Below are 23,422 nucleotides of genomic sequence, written 5' to 3' on the forward strand. Positions count from 1 at the left end.
CGGATGAAGTCCCGCCTGGCCGTGACCGCCCTGGACAACGCCGTGGCCAGGCGTGAACACGTCGACGGATGCATCCTGCACAGCGATCGCGGATCGCAGGGTGGATTCAACTGGTCGTCGCAACACCTCGTACTCGTACGCATGGAGGTGTTGGACGATGCGTCGTCAGCAGGCAGCGGACCGGGCGCTGCGCCCGAAGCTGAGGTCGCCGGGGCATCCGAAGTATCAGCGTCATGTCGAGGCGGCGTTCTGGACGCAGATCGCCAAGGGCCTTCTCGCTGAGGAGGCCGCCGCCGTCGTCGGCGTGGCGCCGGCGGTTGCGACGCGCTGGTACCGCCAGTGTGGCGGCATGCGACCGTTCGATTCGAAGCCGCCCTCGGGCAGGTACCTGTCGTTTTCCGAGCGAGAGGAGATTGCGTTGCTCAAGGCCCAGGGCAAGGGAGTGCGCGAGATCGCCCGAGACGTCGGCCGCAATCCAGGCACGATCTCCCGCGAGCTGCGACGCAACGTCGCCACAAGAAGTGGGAAGCTCGACTACCGGGCGTCGGTGGCGCAGTGGAAAGCAGATATGGCGGCCCGACGTCCGAAGACGGCGAAGTTGGTCGCCAATCCGAGGTTGCACGCCTATGTCCAGGAGAGGCTGTCCGGCCAGATCACCACATCTGGCGGCATGCCGGTAGCGGGACCGGTGACGGGCTCGTGGACGGGGCGGAACAAGCCGCATCGCAAGGATCGTGCGTGGGTTCAGGCATGGAGTCCGGAGCAGATCGCGAACCGGATCAAGCTTGATTTCCCGGATGATGAATCCATGCGCATCAGTCACGAGGCGATCTACCAGGCCCTCTACATTCAGGGCCGCGGGGCGCTGAAACGGGAGCTTATCCTGTGTCTTCGGACCGGTCGCGCTCTGCGTGCGCCGGAGGCGCGTTCACGACGGAAGACCTGGGCGCATGTCACGCCGGAAGCGTTGATCAGCGAGAGGCCCGCCGAGGCTGAGGACCGCGCTGTCCCCGGCCACTGGGAAGGGGATTTGATCATCGGGCTGGAGCGTTCCGCGATCGGCACGGTTGTCGAGCGGTCGACCCGGTTCACCATGCTGGTCCATCTGCCCCGCGAAGAGGGATACGGCATGATCCCTCGAACGAAGAACGGCCCCCCACTGGCCGGCTACGGAGCGATCTCGATGAAGACGGCACTCGCCAACGCGATGTCGATGCTCCCCGAGCAGCTGACGCGGTCGCTGACATGGGACCGCGGCAAGGAAATGTCGGCGCACACGCAGTTCAGGGTCGAGACCGGTATCCCCGTGTTCTTCGCCGATCCGCACAGCCCGTGGCAGCGAGGCACGAACGAGAACACGAACGGACTCCTGCGACAGTACTTCCCGAAGGGCACCGACCTCTCGCGCTGGTCCGCCGAAGAAATCGAAGCTGTTGCTCACGCGCTGAACACCAGGCCCCGCAAGACACTTGGCTGGAGGACCCCCGCCGAGGCGTTCAACGAACAGCTACTCTTGCTTCAACAAGCCGGTGTTGCAACGACCGGTTGAGTCCAGGCAGTTCCGCTCACGAAAATTCGTCCGGGCACTCGATCGCCACCAGATGGCCGGATCGATAGGGAGAGTCGGGGCAGCCGGAGACAACGCGGCCATGGAGTCCTTCTTCAGCCTGCTGCAGAAGAACGTCCTCGACCGCCGGAGCTGGGCCACCCGCGAAGAACTGCGCATCGCGATCGTGACCTGGATCGAGCGGACCTACCACCGCCGCCGCAGACAAGCCGCACTCGGCCGCCTGACCCCCGTCGAATTCGAGACCGTCATGACCCCACCGGCCGTCCAGGCCGCGTGACCGAACCTGACCTGACCCACCTCTCAGGTTCCAGTTTTGGTGGCTAACTGACAGCCCTTCACGGAAGGCTGGCAGCCATGCCTCGTCCCTATCCTCCGGAGTTCCGGGCGCGCGCCATCGCGCTCATCCGTGCTGGCAAGCAGGCCAAACAGACGGCGGTAGAGCTCGGTATCCATCCCGTCACGTTGTCGAAGTGGTTGCGGCAAGACGACATCGACAACGGGCGGCGACCGGGAACGCCGTCGAGCGAGTCTGCTGAGTTGCGGGCCGCTCGCCGGCGGATCCATGAGCTGGAAACCGAGTTGGCGATCGTCCGGCAGACGGCGAAGTTCCTCGGCGAGGACAAGCCGGCCCCAAAAGGCTCTACCCGGTGATCGACCGACTCGTCGATGCCGGGGCCCCGGTCAACAGGTGCTGCCGGATCCTTGGCGTCGCCCGGCAGAACTACTACAAGCACAAGCGCACACCGACCACTCCACGGCAGCTACGGCGAGACTGGCTGACCGGGCTGATCCGAGAGGTTCACGTCGCTTCCCGCGGCACTTACGGCTACCGCCGCATCCACGCCGAGCTCACCCTGGGCATGGGTATCCGGGTCTGCACCAGGACCGTGTCGGTGCTCATGACACAGGCCGGGATCCACGGCCTGCCCGGACCGGTGCGCATCAAGCGCCTGCGGGGTGTCGTCACCGCCGAGGACCTGGTCAATCGCAAGTTCCATCGCTTGCGCCCCGACGAGCTGTGGGTCACCGACATCACGCAGCACCGCACCAGGGAAGGGTGGGTGTACTGCGCGGCAGTCCTGGACGCGTTCAGCCGCAGGATTGTGGGCTGGTCCATCGACTCACGGCAGGACTCCACCCTCGTGGTCAACGCGCTGGACATGGCCATCCGCAACCGCCGCCCCGAGCCGGGCGGGATAGTGCACGCCGATCACGGCACCCAGTTCACCTCCTGGGTCTTCGGCGAACGGATCCGCTCCGCCGGCCTCCTGCCGTCGTTCGGCACCGTCGGGGACGGCCTGGACAACGCGATGATGGAGTCGTTCTGGTCCTCCATGCAGATCGAGCTGCTCAACCGCAAGCGCTGGAAGACCCGGGTCGAACTGGCCAACGCGATCTTCGAGTACATCGAGATCTTCTACAACCGCCAGAGACGACATTCAGCACTGGGCTACCGCACCCCAATCGAGTACGAGCTACTCTCCGCACGAGACACCGTCCCCGCCGCCAGTTAGCCACCGCAGCTGGAACCCAAACCGTGGGGCAGGTCAAACCTGTCACCCAAACCTGCAGCAGACCCCTTGTTGATCCATTCCAGGCCGCCGAGGTCGAGGCGGGTGCGTGCGCGGGTGACGGCGACGTAGGCGAGGCGGGCGTCGGCGTCGTCGATGAGGCCGGGTAGCGGGTTGCCGTGTTCGTCGGTCTCGTCGCTGTCTTTGGGTGGGTGGAAGTCGTCGGCGATCTCGACCTGGGGCCATTCGCGGCCCTTAGATTTGTGCGCGGTGGAGATCGTCACTTGTGCGTCCTGCTCGTGGACGAGGCGGTTGACCGCGGCCAGGACGGTGTCCGTGCCGTGGTGGTCGACGAGGTCAACCAGGGGCTGCAGGTCACTGCCGGCGGGGTCGTGTTCGGCGTAGTCCTGCAACTGGCCCCAGGAGGTGAACAGCACCAGCTCGGGGTGGGAGGTCCGGCGTCCGTCTTGCAGGTCGCGTGACGCCAGTGCCAGAGCGCGCAGGGCCTGGCCTCCCCCGACCAGTGCGACCCTGCGGCCCTTGGCGAGGAAGCGGAAGATCTGGGCTATGGCTCCAATGTTGCTGCGGCACAGCACCGCGTCCGGCTTCGTCACCTTTCCGACCTCGGTAGGGATGGTGTCGGTTCCATCCAGGCGGATCGGGGCGCCGGCGATAGCCAGCCACCGGTTGGCCTCCAGCGCGAGGATGGGGCCGAACCTGAAAGACTGCGTCAGCGACAGGGAGGTGCCGTCAAAGCCGGTCATCACGTCCTTGGCGCCACGCCAGCCGTAGATGGCCTGCGCCGAGTCGCCGACCATGACCAGTTGGGCGTGGCCGCGCTGGTCGAGCAGGACTTGTTCGAGGACGGGGTTGGTGTCCTGGGCTTCGTCCAGGAGCACGTAGTCGGTGGGGAGTTTCGGGTCGGACAGGGCCCAGATTTTCAGATAGTGGTCGTGTTCGAAGCGGACCGCGCCGGTATCGGGGTGCTGCAGGTCGGCCCAGGCGGCGCGGGCGTAGGGCAGGATGCGCCGGGCGAGTTCGTCGTGCAGGTCTGCGGTGTCCAGGCCGCGGAGCGGTGGCACGTGATGGTGTCCGATGACGGGGTCGGCGGACTGGCAGAACCTGGTGACGGTGCGCTGGGCCGTGGAGGTCAAAGTCGCGGGCCACACGACGCGGTTGCCGATGCGCATGGGCTTGGTGATGCCGAGCGCGTCGGCGGTGTGCCGGCCGGGCAGCCGGGGGCCGTTCAGGCGGGCGCGGTAGCGGTGGCCGATGGCGGCGTAGGCCAGGGCGTGCGCGGTCTTGCACAGCACCGTGCCGGGGAAGCGGCCGGCGGCATCCTGGGCAATAGCCCGGTTGAACGCGACATACAGGCCCCGGCGTGAGGTGCTGGCGGCAAGCTGGGTGAGGGTGGTGGTCTTACCGGTGCCGGCACCGGCCTGGATCACCAGGTGGTCACCGGTGGCGAAGGCGTCGGCGGCCGCGATCTGTTCGTCAGTGGGCTGCAGCATCATTGAGCTTCATCGATCCGTGAGGGCGCGAGATGAGCGCGTCGGTGGTCAGGTGTCGTCGTCGGTGAGGAAGCCGCGCATCGGCACAGGCGGCAAACCCTCGGAGAGCGCGACCGCGTGGCGGCGCAGGTCGACCAGGTCCCGGACGATCACCGCGTAGTGCACCACCACCGGATCCACCGGGACCGCGGCACGAGCAAGGTCGCGGACGAGGCCCTTCCTCGCCTCGTCCGCGGAGTCGTCGGCGCCGGCCTGCTGCTGGCGCTCGAGCTCGGCCGTGACAGCTGCCGGAGTGCAGGTCTCCTTGTGGCGGTGGACCGCGGCTGCGGCACGGAACACCTCCCAGCAGGCCGGGCTGCTGAAATGCGTCGACCGCAGGACTGCCATGAGGTACGGGACCAACTGCGGGTGGTGGAGGACGGCTGCCAGGACCGTGTGCTCGGCGTGTTCGTCGTACAGCGCAGGCCCGGACGGGGGCTGATCGGGGTCGGGAGTGCCGATCAAGGTCTTGGACACGGGTGCCTCCGAGAATGGCCAGGGATCAAGCGCCGAAGCTGCCGGTTCCGGTGCTGCGGGAGGGCCTGGTAGCAACGGTTGTTGAGCTTGCGCAGTGGCGGAGCAGTAGCTCGCGCGAGGTCATTCGTGTCGCTGACCCAGGGCAGGCGACGGATCGGGAAGCTGTCCGCGGATGTGCTGGTGGTGGCGGAACCGATTGAAGGGCTCCCATTCGGCGCGCGCGTGGTCCGCGGCCTCATCGATTGCGGCATGGGTCGGGCAGCGCTGGTTGTGCCATCGCAACTGCTCCGCGTAGGGAAGGCCGGTCAGGTCATAGACCGCCATCCCCTCTTGGGTTGTCGGCAGGCGGCCGTCGCCGGGGCGCAGGAGCGGGTCCACGGGTCCCAGCCGCCACGTGCCCGGCAGAGCCTCGGGATCCAGAACCGGCAGACCGCAGCGGCGCCGGGTGCGGGTATGGGCGACGCACTGAAGGTGCTCGAGAGGGCCCGGAGCGAGGAAGCGCGTGTCGAGCAGGCACACCACTGGCCGAACCGGCAGGCAGGGCGGCGCTGGGGCCGACTCCTTCTCAGGACGGGGCGTGAACAAGCCGGCGTCCTGAAGTCGGCGCGAGGTCAGGCCCAGTGCCCGGCGTGTCTCCGCCAGCAGCGGGCTCCGGTTGCCCGCCGGGGCGGCCGGGCACACGGCGTGATGCCGAACCCGGCACCAAGTGCTCCCGTCGTGGCCGGCGTGTGCGGCGCCGGAGGAGACATGCCAGCGCTCCCCCGCGGGGACGGTGCTGGCGGGCAGCTCGTCGGGGTGAAGAGGGACAGGAGTACTGCCTGGGCACTGGTACCACTCCACGGAGTTCCCGCAGACGTCGCACCGGCCGACCTGCGCGGACCGCAGCAGCCGACTGGGACTGTCCGCATCGATACGCAGCAGCCGGCGGGCCCGGTAGTTCTTCCGGCTGCCGTCCCAGGCGGAACCGTCATCGGCGATGGAGTTGTTCGTCGAGCGCATGACCGCAGACGATGACGGCCGACACGCTGCACGGGGGCTGACCAGGCCGCTGAGGTCACCTTGGTGGCCGCATCCGTCGTGCTGGAGTTCGCTTCTTCGTGCGTGCGTTCGGTGCTGGTCGCTGTTTCGGGTGGCGTTACACCTCCCGGAAACTGGGCCCTCGCGGCTTTCGCCAAGTGGTCAGGGAGCGGGCCGGGCGGGGGGTTCGTGGCCGGCGCAGAGGGTGCCGAAGAGCCGGTCGAGCGGGGCGCCGAGGGCGTGGGCGAGGGCGTGCCAGGTGGCGAGGGTGCCGATCGTGCGGCCTTGCTCAATCTCGATCAGTGTGCGGCGTGACAGGCCGGTTCGGGCGGCGAGTTCGTCGTAGGTCCAGCCGCGTTCGGCCCGCAGTCGTGACAGCTCCTGGCGGAGCGCGTCGAGGTTCGGGTCGGGCGGTGGAGTGATCGTCACCGCTCTATCGCACGGTGCAGAACCCTGCCCTGTCAGTGCAGACCTCTGCCCTATTTGCCCTCGTCAGGCACAGGGCGACAGGGCAGAGGTCTGCACTACCGTGTGCCGCGACCGGCGCTCCCCGCCTCGGGACGCCGGCCGAACCAGTCGTCATACAGCAGGGAGGACAGCTCTCCATGGGGCACGGCGCACTCCCCCACCCGGTGAAACGGACCTGGACACTCCAGGTCCGCCCCGGTCCCAGCGGGATCACCCTGGCTTGCCCCCAGTGCGGCCGCATCCCCACTGGCCTCAGGTGTGAACCGGCGCGAACAGTCGTCGTGAACCACCTGGCCCAGCACGCCCGCTCCGAACCCCTCCCCACCCACCTGCGAACCTGTCGCTGCGGCGAGCACGGCTGCCACTGGCACCCGCGCCACCGCGGCTGCGACGGGGCAATCCTTTTGCTGCTCATGCGCAGTGCAGACGGCTGCATCTGGCGGCTGACGGATGCCTGCCGGGCTTGTGTCGCTGCCACCGAGCACGCCGCCACAGTCCCTGAGCCTCACGACGTCGTCGGCGTCGACGAGGAGATGGCCGCTGACTTGCTGGAACCCTTCACGACGGGCTCCGAGGACCTCATGGAGGTCGATCTCTACTGGCACGACGGTGCGCTGTACGGATGATCAGTGCATACGCGACCCCGCAAAAGATCGTCAATCCGGGTTGGCCCAGTTCGCGCTGCCTTCGGGAACGGACCCGGGTTCGAGGGCTGTCGGGCTGTCTTCTGAGCGCCGTAGTGCAGTGCTGTCAGCGGTGTTCGGCCGAGGTAGGGAGGCGCCAGAGCCAGAGTTCTGACATGACGCCTGCGAAGATGCGGACGTCGTCGTCGGGCCAGGCTCCGATATTGAGGCCGTAGGGCCATTCAATGTCGGCAATGCGGCCGAGGAGGTCCTGGCGGAGGGCGATGAGGGTGCCGTCTGCCGAGAGGGACATCGTGTCGCGGCCGTCGTAGACGAAGGCGACGTCGGTCCAGCGGCCGGTGGTGACGATGCCGGGCGGGGTGCTGAGGACGTACCACTTCAGGTCGGCGTAGACAGCGCCGAGCAGGGCCCCGTCCGGTTCAATGGAGAGGGAGAATGCCAAGTAGCCTTCGATGAGGGTGCGGCGTTCGGAGAGGGCGTCAGGGCGCAGCCTCACACGGGCGCGTAGGCCGCCGAGGTTGGTGAGGCTGGGGGCGGGGAACACGACGACGCGACTGCTGTGCCCGTCGAACGGCATGCCGTCCGTGTCTGGTGACGTCGTGCCGAATCCGTGGTTGCCGAATCCGGAGGTGTCGGTACAGGTTCCGGACGTGTAGTCGTGGTGGACGACCAGTTCGAAGTCCGCCATCAGGGCCACCATCGGTAGGCGGCGGAGACGGCTGCCGCCAGGTCGACGAGCCCTTCCGGTCCTGCCAGCTCCAGCAATCCGGGCAGCAGGCTGGGAACTGCCTCCAGGAGCTGTGCCCGGTTGCCCGTTGCCAGCAGCCGCAGCACGGTTCGGACGTGGTCTAGAACGTCGAATCCGCCCGCCGTGACGAGCGGTCCCGTCATGCGCGCAAGTGCGCGTCCCCGCCCGACCGGGTCCGACAAGGCTTGAGCCTGCGCGACGGCCCTTGCCACGGCATCATCGGGGAGCGGCGTCAGCTGGACCAGCGCTGCTGCTCGGTTCTCCTCCGGGAGCGTCGCTATCAACTCCAGTGCCTCTGCGGTCCGTCCTCGCTGCCCGAAGACAAAAGCCACCGCCATGGTGGCGTGCGCCGACACCTGGGCATCGGTGATCTCGTGCAGCGTCGCGCGGGCGCGTTCCAGTCCCTCCCGCTGCGCCGCCTGGAGCTTCGGCACCGCCGCGGCTCGCCCGTGTGGATCAGCGGTCTCGGCAAGGGTCCCCCGGCCTTTCTCCAGGTGACCGGTCGCTGCCGGTCCGATCTCCAGCAGGGCAGTGGTGCGCTCGGCACGATCGTGGTGGGCCACGTGGCCACTTTCCAGGATGCTCGAGATCACTGACTCGATGCGGAGGAGTGCGGCCACACGGGCGCCGGGCTCGGTGAGGGCGGCGGCTTCGGCGTAGGCGACAGCAAGGTTGTCCGAACGGGCGAAGATCTCGGCGCGCCAGTGGGGGGAGGGGAGCGTGGCGGCCAGTGCTTCGGCCTGGTCGCACTGGCCGGAGGCGGCCAGGCCAGTGGCGGTACGGAGGGTGCCGGTCATGCTCCAGTAGGGATCGTGAATCGCGGCGAGAAGAGCACGGGCCTCGTCTGGATGGTTCAGGTGGGCAAGCCGGGCGGCCAGAGCAGCGGTCAGGTAGTCGCGGGTCTCCAGGTCGGCGATGGCGGTCACGGCTGCGCGGGCGGATGGGATCAAGGATGCGGGCAGATCGACGAGGAGGTCAGCAAGCACTCGGGCCCCGCCTGCGTCCAGGGCTGATACCGCAATCTCCAGAGCCTCGGCGAGGAGAGACTCGCGCTGGGCGGAGGGAACGTGGGCGGCGGTCGCACCGAGAACGGCGGCGTGCCAGTCCCGTGGCAGATCGGCCAGGACGGGGGCGAGGGAGCCAGCGGATGCCAGTGGGGCGAGGCGGGCTGCGTGGGCGCGCAGTAGCGAGCCGCGAGTTGCGGCCTCCTGGATGGATGCGGTGGCGTGGAGCGCCTGGTCGACGACATCCGCATGGGCGGCGGTCGCGAAGAGGGCGCGGGCCCGGGTCTCGGTGTCCTGGATTTCCAGGGCACAGGCCAGTGCTGTGGGGACGGAGCCGGTCGCGGTCAATTCGGCGACGATCGCGCCGAGGGTGGCGGTGAGTGCTTCCTGGTCGCCGACCAGGAGAGAGGTGTCGAGGGCTGCGCGGAGTACCGGTTCACGCTGCGGTGTCGTTCGCGCCGCTTCGGTGAGGAGTTCGGCCCGCCAGCGAGGAGGGCGCACATAGCGGCTTCCTTCGACGCCCTGTCCTGAGGGCAGACCGAGCATGAGCGTCGCGCGGCCGCGGCTGGTTCGCCGGCGGTACTGCTCGAGAAATTCCACCGGGTCGCGGGGCTCGTGTGGGTCGGCCGTGGTCACGTGGGCGGCGGGGCCGGCCCGGCCCAGCGCGTCCAGGCCCGCTTGTGCGATGTCCCGCTCGTACTCACGTCCCAGACTGTCCGCGATGCGCCGTAGATCCACCATGTGTTCGACACCGGCGACTTCGGCCAGGCGCAGCAGTTCGCCTGCCCGCCAGTACCCGTCGGGCACGAGGTGAACGCTTGCCAGGGCTTCGCTGATCGCTTCGGCGCGCAGGTTTCCGTGCAGCTTTGGCAGAAGTACGCTGAGCGACTCGGCTCTGACGCGGGCGTCCGACATTTCCCGGGTGAGCTCTAGTGCTTGCGGTGCCGTGATGATCTCGTGCTCGATGAGTAGGGCGAGTAGTTCGCTTGGCACGTTGCCGGCCACGCTGTCGACGGATGCCGCGATCATCGCGTATCTCAGCTCGAGGGCGAGACTGCGGGGCACGGTCGGTGCCCGCTCGGCCTGACCCCATGCTCGCTGGACGTCCAGTGCGTATCCGGCGAACTCTCGGCGGGTCCGGTGTGCCTCGTACCAGGCGTTGGCTGGTTCCTCGGCGTGGTCGTCCCGGGGCCATTCCAGGGCCATGAGGCTGTGCAGGACGGCGTCCTGGCTGGCATGGACGAGATGTGCGACCAGGTGGCGCAGTCCGTAGCCGTCATCGAGAGCGGCGGCTTCGCCGCGCAGTCGCGGCAGTCCGTGGGGAAGATCGCCCCAGGCGGCGAGGTAGCGTTCGGCGATGCGTTGGTGGGCTTCGCGCTGAGCGCTGTTCAAGCGTTCGACGAAGAAACGTTCAGCGCTGGTCAGTGCCGTTCCGTCGACCTGACCGGCGATGAACTCGCTCAGACTGTCGTGGAACGCCGTGTACTGTTCGTCGGCGCCTTCTCCGGTGATCTGCAGGAAGGGCCGCCACTCGTCGCCGACGAGGTCGGCGGCGCGGGAGGGGTCGGGGCATCGGCTCATCGCGCATAGCAGGTCGAGAGTGAGCGGCTCCCGCGCAGCGGTGATCGTGACGAGCAGTGGCAGGTCCACCGCTGTCCAGGTCTTCTCGTGGGCTTGCTGCCAGTCGCGCCAGAAACGTGCGTAGTAGTGCCACAGGCCGATCGGCAGGGTCGACAGCTCGTCGGGGCTGCGGGTTCCGCTCCGCAACTCTGCTAGCACGTATCGGAGAACCAGCCACACTCCTCCGCACCAGTTCACGAGCCGGTCGGCCACTGCCGCCGGGTCGGTGACCCGCTCGGCGAGTCCCGGGCGACGGACTTCCCTTTCCAGGTAGGTGCGGATGTCTGCCTGGTTGTCCGCGTCCGCGGGCCGGATCCGTACCACGCGGCGTGGTGTGGTCACCACGAGCGGGATGTGGGTCGTGCGTTGCGTGGCCAGGACATAGACCCCGGCGGGCAGGTCAGCCGGCAGGGACAGGGGGTTTTGGTATGGCAGCGCGGCTGTCTCGTTCAGTCCGTCCACGGCGATGACGATCGGCTCCCCGGGCCGGGTGGCGTCTCTTTTGTCTGCTGCCTCGAAGAGGACCTCGGTGAAGAAGTCGGGCCGGGAGGCACTGGGCGGCAGGACTCCACCGACGGCCATCGTGTCGAGATCCCAGGCCCGGATTAGCTGCGCGGACAGGTTTCGCAGGGCGACTCCCACGTCGTTCACGTCGGGCATCAGCCGCACGAAGTGATGCACGTAGCGCCGTTCCCGGGCGACCCACGCAAGGAACGCGGTCTTCCCCATCCCGGCTTCCGCCTCGATGAGCAAGTAGCCTCGATCGTTGGCGGCCAGGAAGTCGTCGACGGCCCGCACCAGCCAGGCGCGTCCGGTGAAATGCTCGAGGGCCAACTCCCGGTAGAGCGATCGCGTGTTGAGGTAGGCCTCGGCCAGGCGCTGGTACTGTCCGACGAAGAACTGGTTGACGCCCCCGGTGACGAAGATGCTGTTGATCGCGTCTCCGCCGACCGCGATCGACCCGGCCCCCTCTGCGTGGACGGTCACAGGAAACTCCCGTGCCGGCAGGGTGCAGGCGACAGGCACACGGCGCGGGCCCCCTCCCTGCACGCGGCTGTTTTCTCCCACTTTCCCACCCCAACAGTGCCTCTTGATGGGAAAGTAGGAAATCTGCTGAGCGCTATGGACCGCGGGGGGAAGGGCGGAGCCCAGGGTGCCAAGACCGAGCGTTCTCTATCTCACTCATCATCTGCCGTGGCCTGCCTGCAGTGGGGGGCGGTTACGCGAGGCGCATCTGCTGCTCCGGCTGTCCGCCGGCTTCGACATCGAGGTCGTTGCCGTCTCGAAGGATCCCCATCTCGACCACACGCATCTCGGCGATGCGGAGGCAGCCGGGGTGCGGGCGCGTGTTTTCCCGGCGTCACTGCCCACCGCGCCGGGGCTTAGCCCACACGTGCGCCGCCACCAGTCGCAGTCAGCCCGTCACTACCTGGGCGTCCGGCTCGCCGCCAACCCGCCCGCCGCGGTGCATGTCGAAGGTCACTACCTGCTCCATCTTCTGCCTCGGCACATCCACAGCCGAACCCTGATCGTCGAGCACAACGTCGAATCACGGCTCCTCGAACAGCAGGCCGCGAGTGGGGGTGGCACGGCTGTCCTGGCCGATGCCTGCCTCACTCGCCGTACTGAGCAGGCTTGCTGGCGGGCAGCGGCAGTTGTCGCAGCGGTCACCGACGACGACGCGGCCCACATCCGCGCCCATCTACCCGGACGCCATGTTCCGGTGATCCCTGGCGGCGCTGACCACTTGCACGCCGGACCGTCCGGGGCCGCCCCAGCGGGCGCGGGACGGATTGCGTTCGTTGCCAACTTTGGATATCCGCCGAACGTAGACGCTGCCCAGCTCATCCTCGACGAGATCCTTCCCGGCGTCTGGGCTCGCTGCCCGGAAGCGACCGTGTCCTTCGTTGGCCCGTACCCCCCGTCTTGGCTGCGCGCGGCCGCCGCCGATCCGCGCGTGTCCGTCACCGGTCTGGTCCCGCAGGTGACCAGCTATGTGGACGCTGCCAGCGTGATCCTGTGCCCGCTAAGGTTCGGCGGCGGAGTCAAGATCAAGGTGCTGGAGGCGCTGGCGCGGGGCCGGGCCGTCGTCACCACACCGGTGGGCCTGCAAGGCCTACGGCACCTGCCCGAAGGCTCCGTCGTCGAATGCCTCGACGTTCCGGCGATGATTGACGCTTGTATCCGGCTGCTGTGCAGCCCAGGCGACCGGGAGCTGCAGGAGAAACGGGCACTGCTGGCCGCTCAGCACCTGCCCACCTGGGAAAGCTCGGCCTCGCTGCTGGCCGCTGTCTGGCACCGTTTGATGGCGGACGCGGACCCCACGCATCTGGCGGCCGGCACATGAGCGCCGTACTGCACGTCATCATCCCGCAAAGCGAAGGCGCGATCGGCGGGTCCGACCTGCACGTCCTGGACCTGGCGGTAGCCCAGCAGCGGCACGGACAATGGCAGCCGATCGTTCTCACCCTGCGCGCCAACCGCGACTACCTGCAGCGGCTGGCCGCTGCAGGCCTCTCCGTTCTCGCCCCGCCGCTGCGACCTGGCCGGCTGTGGCGGCTGCCCGCCGACCGTGATGTCGGCATGATCCACGGCCACGGCTACGACGCCAACTACCTGATCGCCGCGATGCGGAAAGTGTCACCGAACTGGGCTCGGCTGCCTGCTGTCGCCACCGCGCACGGGTGGATCGAAAACACCCTCCGGGATCGCGTGGCATCGCACTGGGACCGGCTCGCCATGCGCTCGGCTGACCTGCGGATCGCCAGCGCACACGCCCACCTGCCGCGACTACAGGCCGCCTGCGGACCCTCGGTAGCTCTGCACAACGGCGTCCCGGCTCCGGGTATCGCCGACGGCATCGCCTTCCGACGCGCGCACGGGATCGATCCCGACGCGGTGCTGATCGGCTCGGTCGGCAGATTGTCACCGGAGAAGCGGCCTGATCTGCTGCTGAAGGCGGGGGCACGGGTCCGGCAGGAGCGGCCCGATGTCCATCTGCTCGTCGTCGGCGGCGGCGCCCTGCATGAGGCACTGGTACAGATGGCTACGGCACTCGGCCTGGACGGGCACGTCACGTTCACCGGGGTAGTCAAAGACATCAGTCCTGCCATGACCGCCCTCGACCTGCTCGTCCAGCCGTCCGACACCGAGGGCAGCCCCCGCAGCATCCTGGAAGCCATGGCTCGCGGCCTGCCGATCGTCGCGACGCACGTCGGCGATGTCAGCACCCTGCTCGACGACGGAAAGGCCGGCATCATCGTCCCACCGGACGACCCCAGCGCGTTGACCGACGCCATCCTCACCCTGATCAGCAACCCCACCAGGACACAGGCCCTGGCAGCGACGGCCCACGCCCGATACGCCGAGCTGTACACCGTCGACATCATGCGGGCGAAGATTGACGACCTGTACGAGACGGTCCGAAGCACCGTCAGCCTGCGGAGGCCTGCCCCGCGCCGTCTCCGCTCCAAACCCTGAGTTCCCTCCCGCCCCTCCTTGAACCCGAGGTAGAACATGGACATCGGTGCCCTGGTCTCTCTCCTCGCTCCACATCTCCCGCAACTGCTGAACGCCGTCGCAGGCGAGCCTGGCGAGCCAAGCCCTGTCACAAGGATCTGGAATCGCCTGCGGGGCCGCGTCGGGGAGCGGCCAGCCGCCCAAGAGGCCGTGGCGGACGTGGCCGCCAACCCCGATGACGAAGTCTTCCGTACGGTCCTGTTCGCCCAGCTACGCAAACTCTTCACTGAGGACCCGGCATTCGCCGCCGAAATCGGAGCCCTCTTCGCTGAGGCCCAAGAGTCGGCTGGAACAACGAACGTCCACGTATCCGGCGACCGGTCCATCGGCATCGGTGGCAACGTCACCGGCGGCACCATCTCCACCGGCGATACCCACCGGTCCTAGGCTGCGCCAGATCGCCGAATCACCTGATCGTTGCGTCAGTCGCGGGTTGAGGCGATGTCGCCATCGGCACGCGGGCAAGCCAGTGCGGCCGCCCGCCAGGCGACCCGCGGCCCGGACGCGAGGAGCGGCATCACGCCGCTGGCTCAGGCCAGACTCAGGCACCTGCAGTGTGATGCGCGGTCTTTAGCGGGGGCGCCAAGTGCGGATTTCCAGATGGGTGATGTGCGCTTCGGCCTGGATGCGGCCGGTCTCGACGAGCCACTGATGAACCGCGGCAGTGACGTCCCCTCCGGCGGCATCGACACGGCGGGCGAAGTCGGCAGCGTCGAAGCCCCCGGTGGAGGCGGAGCCGTAGGAGCGTTCCTCGGTGTGGTCGGTGCGCTGGATGACGTCGCGGCGGATGCCGGGTGAGTCGGTGCGGCTGCCCGAGGGGTGGAGGTAGCCAGTTTTCGGCATGCGAACGGTGAAGGCCAGGCGCAGGCCTCGTTGCGCGGCTTCGGCGATCAAAGGGCGGAGGCGGGCGGAGCCGGAGGCAATGGCCTGGGCGGCGACGCGTCCGGTGCCGGTACCGGTGGGGGTGATGAGGACGGCTTTGCTGCGGACGCGGGCTCGGGCACCTGTTTGGGTGGTGCGGCGGGTGATGAGGGGGGCTGCGATACGGGCGAGTTCGTCGATGTCGGTGATGCCGTCGGTCTGGACGGCCTGGAGGGCGCGGGTGAGGGCGGGGACGAAGGCGGCGCCTTTGCCGCGTGTGTAGAACTGGGAGACCAGGGAGGGGTCGCGGGTGATGATGCGGGCGATGTCGCGTTTGGTGTAGCCGGCGGCTTGGAGGTGGTCGGCGAGGCGGGCGGCGTCGTTGAGCTGGGGTGCCTGGGGGCGGCGTCGGCGGGGCGGCATCAGGCACCCCCAGTGGTGGTGGCGTAGGTGTGGGCGGTGCGGCCGGCGTCGCGCAGGGCGAGGAGTTCTTCTTCGGTGGTGGGTGCGGTGATGGGGCCGGTGAGGTGGCCTTTGAGGAGGTAGTCGCCGGGCTGGCCGTGGTAGGGCCAGTTCTGGGGCTGGGTGAGGTAGATGGCGTCGGTGCGGAAGGCGACGACGGTGCCGGGGGGTGCGTGGAGGGCGCCGACGTGGGTGTCGTCCTCGCGCATGCGCATGGTGAGCAGGGAGGCACGGGCGCCGGACCAGATCGCGGCAGCCCATTCAGGGTGGGCGTAGGGGTCGCGGGCGAAGCCGGTGGGGCGCTGCCAGGTGATGGTGTGGTCGTCGAAGCCGATGATTTCGGCATCGGCGGGAACGTCGCGCTCGAGGTGGCGGGGGGTGGTGCCGGTGACCATGCGGGGGCGCTGAGCGAAGGAGCCGATGCCATAGAGCAGGATGGCGCGCACGGCGCGGGAGGCGAGGGTGGCGGCTTGGCGTTGCTGGTCGTCGGCGTGGAGGTCGGCGATGGCGGCCAGACGGGACCAGCACTCCTTGAGCTTCTTCGACCAGTCGTCCAGCGGCTTGCCGTCTTCCCAGAGCAGGCCGTCGAGGATCTCGATCTTCCACGGCATGAGGGGGTTGGTGAGGGCGGCGTAGACCTCGGGACCGCCGGCCCAGGTCGTGAAGGTGTCGCCGGGGGTGCGCGGGTAGTGCCAGGCACGCTCCCCAGGTGCGGGGGCGGGCAGCAGGCCGACGTGGTCCCAGCCGTCGGGAACGGTGGCGCGGATCTGCCAGTGGCCGCAGCCGAACAGAGCCTTGATCCGTTCCTTCTCCGGCCACGCGGCGAAGGTGGCAGCGGTGATGCGGCGGGGCGTGCCGACCGGAGACTTCCAGGTGTGCTTGGCGTAGGCGAAGGTCCGGTCGTACTCCACCAGGCCGGACAACTGTTCGGGCACAGCGGGCGGGGTCAGCAGCTCGGTGCGGCCCTGCCCTGCGGTGGCATGCAGCAAGCCGCGCAATTCCTCGGACAGCACGGGATACCCCTCGGCGAACTGGCCGCGGGCGGGGATGGTGCGGGTCCACAAATCCCGGCCGGTCTGCGACGGAGACCCCATGACGACGGCGTCCGGCCAGTGGGAGCGCAGAGCCTTCCACAGCAACACGAAGGCGTCCCGCACAACGGCGGGGCTGACCGTGCCGGTGTCGAACCACTCCCCCACCGACCGGATCTCCACGTGCTGTTCGCCGTTCTCCCGCTGGTAGCGGCCGACAGGGTTACGGGCATGGACGAAGTGCCCGGCCATCCGGTCCCGGCCCCGGCCGGTGTCGGTCCGCCACCCTACGGCGGGTGCGTTCAGCCAGGCAGCGACGGCGTCCCTCAGGTAGGGGTAGCGGTCAGCGTCACGGTGCCACGGGTCGCCGGCGGTGATGTAGATCCGCTCCACACCCTCCGGCACCACGTGAAAGACCTGCTGGAGGATCTCCCCGGCCGAGGCCGTCTTCAACTCCAGGCGCACCGTCTGGTCACGGTGGACCAGGATCCCCGTGGCGGCGTCGAGGAAGACAGTGGACCGGACCTGCTGAGTGAAGTTCGGCCGGGTCGAGGCAAGTCCGCTCGTGTGGGCGAACCACCGATCCCCCTCCGGGGCCACGGGGATCGACGGCAGGACCCGCGGCCCGGCCACAGCATCGGGGGTTGCCGGTGCCACGGCTGCAGGCTGCTGCTCGGCGGGAGTAGCAGGACGCGGCAGGCTCGGGGCGACAGCTCCCGCAACAGCAGCAGGCTCGGTAACGGAAACCCGACCGGAGACAGCCTCGGTAGGCGGCTGCGGTTCGCTGGCCGCCGGAGTCGGCGTGGCCGTCTCCGAGACAGCCGCCTCCTGAATGTCGGACTCAGCTGCAGGGTCCATGATGGCCAGGCCCTCTGGGGCAAGCGCGGGGGCAATCGTCACGACGTCGGCAATGCTCAGCCCGGCCGCAGGCGCGATCCGCTCCGCCTTGGCCTTGTCATAGCCAGCCAGAGCCGTGATCTGCTTGTCCCGCGCAGCGGTGAGCTTGGCCAGGGCCGCCTGCGCCTTCTTGATCTCGTCGCGTAGGGTCCGCAGCTCACCCAGAGCGGCGGTGTAGGTCTTGGAATCCATCACATTCCCTCACGCAGGCAGATCAGTCAGTGGGGCCGGAGCCGGTGCGGACGTAGGCAATCGCCCCGCCGGAGTCGGAGACCAAGCGGGTGCCGAGCAGCAAGTCCGCGACGTCGCGGTCTTTCGCAGACTCGGCGGTGAGCTGTTTGACGGGGGTGGCCAGGTCGGTCAGATAGCCGGCCAGTGTGGCCTTGGGGAAGCTGTGCAGCCCACGGCGGCCCCTCTCTGAGACTTCCAGGCCGGTCAGGACCGCCACCACATACCCGGACAGGGTCACCGGCAGCACTCCCCCGGCCGCGACGCTCGCCGCGTCGCACCGCCACCAGCCGCGCAGCGCTGCCAGCAGATCCTGCGGCGGCAAGGACGCGGCAAAGCCGATCCACTCACGGTTCTCTTCGGGAGCGCGCTGGGCGACGTCCACTCGCAGCACCGCTATCTCCGCCACACCCAGTCGCTCCAGCGGAGCCTCGGCACGGTCACGCAGGGCCTGGACCGTCTCCAGCGGCACCATCACCCGCACCCCTCGCCGCGAGAGCCCGGGCAGGAGCTCGGCGTGGACCAGCCGGCGGAACGTCGTCACCGCGCAGTCAAGCTCCGCCGCGGCCTGCCCTGTCGTCAACAACACCCTTACAACCCAACTCCGATATCTGATGACGGACATACGTTAGTGACGAACACCACACTGTGTCAAACCAACCCGGCTGCCCCATCAGGCTCTTGGAGCTACGTCACGCCCGGTCCTTCCAGCCGTTCGAGCGATACAAAGGGGGCGTGCGGGGCCCGGCTTGCGCTTCGGTAGCAGTCTGTCGGTGCGGTACTCCGTGGTCGGGGGAGCGCGTCTTGTCCTGACGACAAGCGGGTGGACGCTCAAGGTGCCAGGGCCGCAACGAGCCGGATGGGCAACGCCGGGTAAGGATCTCCCAAGGCGGGAAACATGCAGCGCATGGGGGAATCGTCATCCGCCACAAGCGAGGGGGCGCTCGCGGAGTTCTCCGCGCTGCGGCAGGAGATCGAGCGGCGCAGCACTGCTGCACACACTCTGTTTGCTCTGCAACTGAGTACCGCCGCAATCGTGTTCAGTTTTGCCGCCGCCATGCCCGCCCATCGGGTGTTCTTGCTGGTCATCCCGTTCGGGGTCTACGTGCTGGGCACACGCTACGTCGACCAGCAGGAGTTCTGCTTCATGGCGGCGCGATACATCACCGAGGAGCTCCGCCCAAGGGTCCGTGGTGGATTCGGTTGGGAGGCGTGGCTGAGCGAGCACGCCCGAAAGGGGCGGGGTGCCCGTCTGATCCGCGTCACCGCGCTCTGGCTGACGTTCCCAGCCGTGGCGGCCGCTGCACTGGGCTGGTCGGCTGGCACTGTCTTCTCTGAGCGGCCCGCGTATGCGGCCGTCGGACTGATCGCCCTGTGGGTTGCCAGCTGGGGTGCGGTTGCCGTGAGCGGATGGGCGCTGTGGAAGCTTGTTTACAGCGTCTGCCGGCACCCTTCGCCAGCGGCTTCACCCGATCCTGAGGCAAGTGCCACTACCGCTCTTGCGGTCTGACCAGGTGTAGGTCCCTGACTGCTACCCAGGGGGTCCCATCATCGTCCTGGACGGTGGCCAGTCTTGTCCCGCGGGCTTCACTGCCTGGGGTCGCACGAGCTCGCCCTGCTCGAACAAAGCTGGACTTGCATGCAGCCCTACTTCCGGGAGAAGTCCGCGTTAGGGCCACGACGCCTCGCTTCGGCTTCTGGTGCAGCAGCCGCGTGCGAGGCGATGGAGTTGTGAGCGGTACGCGGCCGGAGCCAACCCTTGCCTTTGCCCTTCAAGGGGCGCGTACGGCAGGATACGGCGGCGCCTGACTGCGGATGATCAACCCGCCGCGCAAGGTGCCACCTTCCAGACAGGCGCCATGTGCCTCGGTGCGCCTGCAGGCCAGACAGGAATAGGGAGACGCTACGACGTGCGAAAAATGATCTTATGGGTGTCCGGGGGCATCTTGGTTATCGTTGCATGCACGGTCACGTACTTCGTACTCGACGGCAAATCAGATCAAGCGGACGCTAAGTCTCAAGACCAACAACTGCCCTACGTGCCCGGTACCCCCATCCCCGCCCAGGCAGCCCGTACTGCACAGAACCTCGTTGCAAACGACGCGAAGACACAGCGCGCGGCAGTAACGCCCGAACTGGAACGGGTACTCCAACCCGGGCGTCTCTTCGCCGTCGGCTCACGGCTCGAGCTGCAGAAGGACAGCTGGCACGAAGAGGGCGGCTTCGCCAATGCCCAGGCAACTCTCGATGAGCCGGGCATGCCGGTTCGGCACGTCCTTCTTGCGTTCACCACGAGGGACGGCAGCTGGCGCATCACCCTCATCGAGGAGATCAAGTGAACCGCCAGCAGCACGCAGCCCGGCTGCTTCTCAGTTCGTGCACAGCTCTCTTGCTGTTGCTCAGTCTCATTGCAAGCAGCCCCGCAGCCGCGTCTGAAGGTTGCACCAGCAGAAGCCTTCAACAGGTGACGAGGGAGGGAGATGTTCCCGATGAGTCTGTAGCTAACACGATGCCGGTTATTTTCGTTCACGGTATCGCTTCTGGCGCTGACACTTGGGACGGTCCAGATCCTGATCACTCGTTTCCTCGGAAGGTCGCCGGATACCCACACGTTACGGCTTTTACCTTCGACTACAAGCCAGCGCAACCAGAGTGGGTGACCGATCCCCGCATCGGTCCTGCACTGAGTCGTGCGATCAACTGCCTTGCTAGAGCTTCCGGCTACAAGGTGATGGTGGTGGCACACTCCATGGGGGGACTAGCAACACAGTTCGCCGTTTCGCTGCCTACCGGGCAGGCCGGCAGGAAGACTTGGCAGAACGTCGCCGAGGTCATCACCATCGGAACCCCTACGCGCGGTTCGATTGCGGCTTCGATCGCCCAGCATCTACCTTTCGAAGCTGCCGAGGTGGCCAGGCGTCCGGAACTAGTGCTAGTTCTCGAAGGTTATCTTGGGTTCTGCGCTGGTTGGGATCGCGCCCACGACTCCTCTTCCTTGTTGTGTACCGATATCCTTGGCGCCCTCCGTGGGCCGCAAGGTCGAGCACTGGCATACAATTCAAGCGACATCAAGAAGCTGCCGCCTTGGCCGCCAGACTTGCCAGTTCAGGCAATAGCAGGCGACAACAGACTTCGTTTCAGCATCGTGGAGATCTTGAAGGTGAAGACGATTCCCGAGCTCTCCCTCGGCGACGTTGCCGTGCCTCTGGGCTCCGCGACGGCCTACACCAATAAGACCGGCGCCCCGTATGTGCTTACCTGTAGGGCTAGCAATGTGCCTCTTTGGTGGCTAAAGGACAGTAAATGCAATCACACTAATATTAAGACGGAGCAAACAGTCATTTCCGCAGTGATCAACCAGACCTCTCACATGCAGCGACACCAAGCAGGTCGGTTGACTCCTGAACTCGCCTACGCCAGCGGAAACACTGTGAAGCTATGGTCGAACGGTGTTAGCAAGACGCTGGCCACGATGCCTGAGGGCTATCGTGCGGGCGGGTTGACCTGGTCAGCTAACGGCGAGTACTTGGCATGGAGTGCCGCGAGAAGCGACGGCTCGGGACTCAAGGTCTATCGCTACCCCCGGGGCGCCGGAGAGTCCATGCCTTCCAGCCCGAGGATCCGCACTTGGGATTGTAAGGACTGCGGCACGCTCGCCTTCCGTGGCGACGACCTGCTATCGGACGGTGCCTTTCCCCCGGAGCAGGCGGCGCTGTGGAGCTTCCCGCAAGTCGGAAAGCGAAGGGTGTGGCCGGTGAAGTCGCTGCGGCCAGACGACGCGTGCTTCGGCCCGTCCTGCGGTCATCTGGAGTTGCTCGGCCCGGGCCCGAAGGGCACAGTCTCCGTTGCCTACATCGCATTTGGCGGAAACTTCACCGGTGTCGGCCAGCTGTACCGGGTCGATGGGAGCGGCAATGTATCTCCGCTAGAAGACGTTCCCGGCAGCGGCTCCCTAGGCACGATTGCCGTCAGCCCACGGCGAGACAAGGTAGCGGTCAGCTACTTCGGACATCTCAGCGCCTGCGAGGAATACTCCAACGTCGCAATTGTCGATCAGGAGAGCGGTCAGGTGACCGCACCCGGCCAACCGCCGCTGCCGGGAAATGCATGGCTGGTGTCCGCGTGGTTCGACAGTGAGGACCAGGCATACGCCGCCTTCAGGGCTGAGCCCGGGTGCAGGAGCGATGACACGTTCAACTCGGATGGTCAACGAGTTCACCGTTGGGGAGCCACGCACGTATACCGCCTGTCTGACGGCCAGTGGGAACAAACCACCCTACGGCCTGTGCTAGCCCGCCAAAGTCACGCCGCCGGGAAGACGGCAACCCTACTGGGCAAGCCGAACGACGACGTCACCGGCGGGTTCAGCGGCGGAGAGCTCGTCGCCCAAAACCTCTTCAACCAGATGATGCCTGTTGCACAAGGGGTCACGACGTTCGCATGGAGGCCAGCCTCTCCCTGAAAATGTGGAGCACTGCTCGCCAGCCCTGACGGCTGGTAGCAATGCCAGGTCAGGCGAGGGCTTCGCAGTCCGGAGGGGAGCGGGCTTCGAAGCCCTCAGACATGTGCACTGCCGTGTGCAACGCTCCCGTTGCGGAAGTGGCCGGGCTCATGAGCGCCGACTGCGCCTGGAGAGGAGGACCGGCCCTTACGGGCAGGCATTGATCGCTGATCCGGTGCAGGTCGCTGTGTACTGGTGGCAGTGCTGGCAGGTGGCTTCGAAGCTTGAGAGTGTCTGGTGCAGCCATTGGTCAGAGGAGTGGCCGCGAAGAGCACCGGATAGGGAGGCGGTATTCGGCCATGCGCCCCGCTGTGCTCCCGTGCCCCGATCTATGCGGGGCTGCGGAAAGTTAGGTCCGACAGCATCCGCTGGGTATGACTCCATTGCAGCCAACACAAAGGCCCCCGGCGCGCGTTCCTGGCTTCCCAACCTGAAGCGCGCCGAAGGCCTTCGTTCCCAGACGGATCTGAGAGGAGAAGTACGTGACAGTACCTCTATGTGTCAGTGCCCCGGGTGAGGGCTGGGCACACGGGGCGAGCGGGTGGCATGTCATCGTGGTGACGGTGACGATCACTGTGGCCGTGCTCGCATGCGCCGGTGTGAGCCCCGAGTGGCTGACGGCTGTGGCGGCCGTCGCCAGTGTTCCGTTCGAGCGGCTCCGGATGATCGCTCGATGACTGGGGCGCCGGTCTCATTCGCCTTCTCGTGAGGCCGGCGCACGTCGTCGTGCTGGCAGCGCTGCCCGGCTCAGCTCGGCCCGGCCGCGATGTTCGTCTGACGGCTTGGGCAGGCGCTCATGCCAGACCTTGTTCGGAATGCGCCTGCGGAGGCTTGCTCCTTGTCGGGCGGGCGGCGCTACAGTCCCATTCGCCGGGCTTCGTCAGCCGCAGGTCCCGTGGCGTCGATCTTCGCCAGGCGGCTTTGAACAGCTGATTCCTGGCGCCCGAACTCCTCGACGAGTTCGGCAAGACTGGCGCCTTCGGCGGATCGCTGGGCGAGCTGTGCGTCCTCCTCGGGTTCCCAACGGCGGTAGGCGTTGGGGTACTCGAGCCTGATCTCTTGAACACGGTAGGCACCGGGTGGCTTGGGCTTGGGTTCGCTGGAGCGTGGGTTCACCAGGTCGGCGGGGAACGGGCCCAGGCGCAGGGCGTGCAGGCGCCAGCGGATGGCTGCTGTGCCGCGGCCGAGTTCGCCGGCGATCTCTTCCGGGTCCAGTCCGTCGCGGTGGAGCTGGGTGATCAGGTCGTCGTCTTCCCGAGCCGGTCCGGTGGCTCGGCGTCGAACCGACGATGTGGAGGTGGGGGCGGTTGGGGT

At 67.5% G+C, this 23,422-nt stretch carries 18 protein-coding genes and 2 pseudogenes; 10 read left to right on the forward strand and 10 right to left on the reverse strand.

All coding sequences use genetic code 11. The annotated features are described in order from the left end of the window. The first annotated feature begins 157 nt into the window (after nt 1–157). The 3 genes and pseudogenes from PV341_RS28855 (at nt 158) to PV341_RS28865 (ending at nt 3,084) form a co-directional block, all read left to right on the forward strand. Nucleotides 158–1,549 carry an IS30 family transposase gene (locus tag PV341_RS28855; protein ID WP_500359354.1) on the forward strand — a complete coding sequence of 464 codons (1,392 nt, stop codon included), beginning with the start codon at nt 158–160 and terminating at the stop codon, nt 1,547–1,549. Nucleotides 1,550–1,556: 7 nt separating this feature from the next. Continuing rightward, nucleotides 1,557–1,847, forward strand: a pseudogene (locus tag PV341_RS28860) (integrase core domain-containing protein); the annotation flags it as partial. A 77-nt stretch (nt 1,848–1,924) separates the two neighbouring features. Continuing rightward, nucleotides 1,925–3,084 (forward strand): annotated as a pseudogene (locus PV341_RS28865) (IS3 family transposase). Here the strand turns inward: PV341_RS28865 and PV341_RS28870 are convergent. The 4 genes from PV341_RS28870 to PV341_RS28885 form a co-directional block, all read right to left on the reverse strand. Further along, complete coding sequence (locus PV341_RS28870; RefSeq protein ID WP_500359355.1) at nt 3,081–4,592, reverse strand: UvrD-helicase domain-containing protein; 1,512 nt, start codon at nt 4,590–4,592, stop codon at nt 3,081–3,083. The pseudogene PV341_RS28865 and the gene PV341_RS28870 sit on opposite strands and share 4 nt — an antisense overlap. A 48-nt stretch (nt 4,593–4,640) precedes the next feature. Then, nucleotides 4,641–5,108, reverse strand: coding sequence for a DnaB-like helicase N-terminal domain-containing protein (locus PV341_RS28875; RefSeq protein WP_500359357.1), 468 nt, complete (start codon nt 5,106–5,108; stop codon nt 4,641–4,643). A gap of 120 nt (nt 5,109–5,228) precedes the next feature. After that, on the reverse strand, nt 5,229–6,107 hold the full coding sequence (locus PV341_RS28880; protein WP_500359358.1) for a DUF6083 domain-containing protein: 879 nt from the start codon (nt 6,105–6,107) through the stop codon (nt 5,229–5,231). 180 nt (nt 6,108–6,287) lie between these two features. Beyond that, complete coding sequence (locus tag PV341_RS28885) at nt 6,288–6,554, reverse strand: helix-turn-helix transcriptional regulator (RefSeq protein WP_500359359.1); 267 nt, start codon at nt 6,552–6,554, stop codon at nt 6,288–6,290. 320 nt (nt 6,555–6,874) lie between these two features. Between PV341_RS28885 and PV341_RS28890 the strand changes: the two genes are divergently transcribed. Further along, entirely contained in the window at nt 6,875–7,219 is a 345-nt protein-coding gene (locus tag PV341_RS28890) for a hypothetical protein (protein WP_500359360.1), read from the forward strand. A gap of 124 nt (nt 7,220–7,343) precedes the next feature. Here PV341_RS28890 and PV341_RS28895 read toward each other — a convergent pair whose 3' ends face one another. Then, a complete protein-coding gene (locus PV341_RS28895; RefSeq protein WP_500359361.1) occupies nt 7,344–7,925 on the reverse strand; it encodes a LamG-like jellyroll fold domain-containing protein in 582 nt (193 codons plus the stop codon). Then, a complete protein-coding gene (locus PV341_RS28900) occupies nt 7,925–11,596 on the reverse strand; it encodes a hypothetical protein (RefSeq protein ID WP_500359362.1) in 3,672 nt (1,223 codons plus the stop codon). Before PV341_RS28900 ends, PV341_RS28895 begins: the two co-directional genes overlap by 1 nt. A 166-nt stretch (nt 11,597–11,762) precedes the next feature. On the opposite strand from PV341_RS28900, the gene PV341_RS28905 reads away from it, so the two are divergent. The 3 genes from PV341_RS28905 to PV341_RS28915 are packed head-to-tail and all read left to right on the forward strand — an operon-like array spanning nt 11,763 to nt 14,515. After that, nucleotides 11,763–12,956 (forward strand): glycosyltransferase, encoded by a 1,194-nt coding sequence (locus tag PV341_RS28905; RefSeq protein WP_500359363.1) that lies wholly within the window; start codon nt 11,763–11,765, stop codon nt 12,954–12,956. Further along, entirely contained in the window at nt 12,953–14,089 is a 1,137-nt protein-coding gene (locus PV341_RS28910) for a glycosyltransferase family 4 protein (RefSeq protein ID WP_500359365.1), read from the forward strand. Before PV341_RS28905 ends, PV341_RS28910 begins: the two co-directional genes overlap by 4 nt. A gap of 36 nt (nt 14,090–14,125) precedes the next feature. Further along, nucleotides 14,126–14,515 carry a hypothetical protein gene (locus PV341_RS28915; RefSeq protein WP_500359366.1) on the forward strand — a complete coding sequence of 130 codons (390 nt, stop codon included), beginning with the start codon at nt 14,126–14,128 and terminating at the stop codon, nt 14,513–14,515. 183 nt (nt 14,516–14,698) lie between these two features. Here the strand turns inward: PV341_RS28915 and PV341_RS28920 are convergent, their stop codons facing one another. From PV341_RS28920 to PV341_RS28930, 3 genes are read right to left on the reverse strand one after another with little or no spacing between them, the layout of a single operon-like run. Continuing rightward, entirely contained in the window at nt 14,699–15,412 is a 714-nt protein-coding gene (locus PV341_RS28920; protein ID WP_500359367.1) for a helix-turn-helix domain containing protein, read from the reverse strand. After that, a complete protein-coding gene (locus tag PV341_RS28925) occupies nt 15,412–17,571 on the reverse strand; it encodes a hypothetical protein (protein WP_500359368.1) in 2,160 nt (719 codons plus the stop codon). The genes PV341_RS28920 and PV341_RS28925 overlap by 1 nt, the downstream gene beginning before the upstream one ends. Nucleotides 17,572–17,593: 22 nt before the next feature. After that, entirely contained in the window at nt 17,594–18,196 is a 603-nt protein-coding gene (locus PV341_RS28930; RefSeq protein ID WP_500359369.1) for a DNA-binding protein, read from the reverse strand. Between the two features lie 309 nt (nt 18,197–18,505). Between PV341_RS28930 and PV341_RS28935 the strand changes: the two genes are divergently transcribed. The 3 genes from PV341_RS28935 (at nt 18,506) to PV341_RS28945 (ending at nt 22,069) form a co-directional block, all read left to right on the forward strand. Next, a complete protein-coding gene (locus PV341_RS28935; protein WP_500359370.1) occupies nt 18,506–19,117 on the forward strand; it encodes a hypothetical protein in 612 nt (203 codons plus the stop codon). Between the two features lie 400 nt (nt 19,118–19,517). Then, nucleotides 19,518–19,946: a hypothetical protein gene (locus PV341_RS28940; RefSeq protein WP_500359371.1), complete on the forward strand. Its 429-nt coding sequence runs from the start codon at nt 19,518–19,520 to the stop codon at nt 19,944–19,946. A gap of 317 nt (nt 19,947–20,263) precedes the next feature. Continuing rightward, a complete protein-coding gene (locus PV341_RS28945) occupies nt 20,264–22,069 on the forward strand; it encodes an esterase/lipase family protein (protein ID WP_500359373.1) in 1,806 nt (601 codons plus the stop codon). 894 nt (nt 22,070–22,963) lie between these two features. Here the strand turns inward: PV341_RS28945 and PV341_RS28950 are convergent. Further along, nucleotides 22,964–23,422: hypothetical protein (locus PV341_RS28950; protein ID WP_500359374.1), on the reverse strand; the 459-nt coding region annotated here is incomplete at its 5' end.

The organism is Streptomyces sp. PA03-1a (assembly GCF_033792805.1).
Lineage (GTDB): Bacteria > Actinomycetota > Actinomycetes > Streptomycetales > Streptomycetaceae > Actinacidiphila.

Coding starts and splice junctions, on each gene's coding strand:
- PV341_RS28915 (WP_500359366.1), top strand. CDS start 14,126: ATGGACATCGGTGCCCTGGTCTCTCTCCTCGCTCCACATCTCCCGCAA.
- PV341_RS28935 (WP_500359370.1), top strand. CDS start 18,506: ATGCAGCGCATGGGGGAATCGTCATCCGCCACAAGCGAGGGGGCGCTC.
- PV341_RS28855 (WP_500359354.1), top strand. CDS start 158: ATGCGTCGTCAGCAGGCAGCGGACCGGGCGCTGCGCCCGAAGCTGAGG.
- PV341_RS28895 (WP_500359361.1), bottom strand. CDS start 7,925: ATGGCGGACTTCGAACTGGTCGTCCACCACGACTACACGTCCGGAACC.
- PV341_RS28870 (WP_500359355.1), bottom strand. CDS start 4,592: ATGCTGCAGCCCACTGACGAACAGATCGCGGCCGCCGACGCCTTCGCC.
- PV341_RS28925 (WP_500359368.1), bottom strand. CDS start 17,571: ATGGATTCCAAGACCTACACCGCCGCTCTGGGTGAGCTGCGGACCCTA.
- PV341_RS28910 (WP_500359365.1), top strand. CDS start 12,953: ATGAGCGCCGTACTGCACGTCATCATCCCGCAAAGCGAAGGCGCGATC.
- PV341_RS28880 (WP_500359358.1), bottom strand. CDS start 6,107: ATGCGCTCGACGAACAACTCCATCGCCGATGACGGTTCCGCCTGGGAC.
- PV341_RS28920 (WP_500359367.1), bottom strand. CDS start 15,412: ATGCCGCCCCGCCGACGCCGCCCCCAGGCACCCCAGCTCAACGACGCC.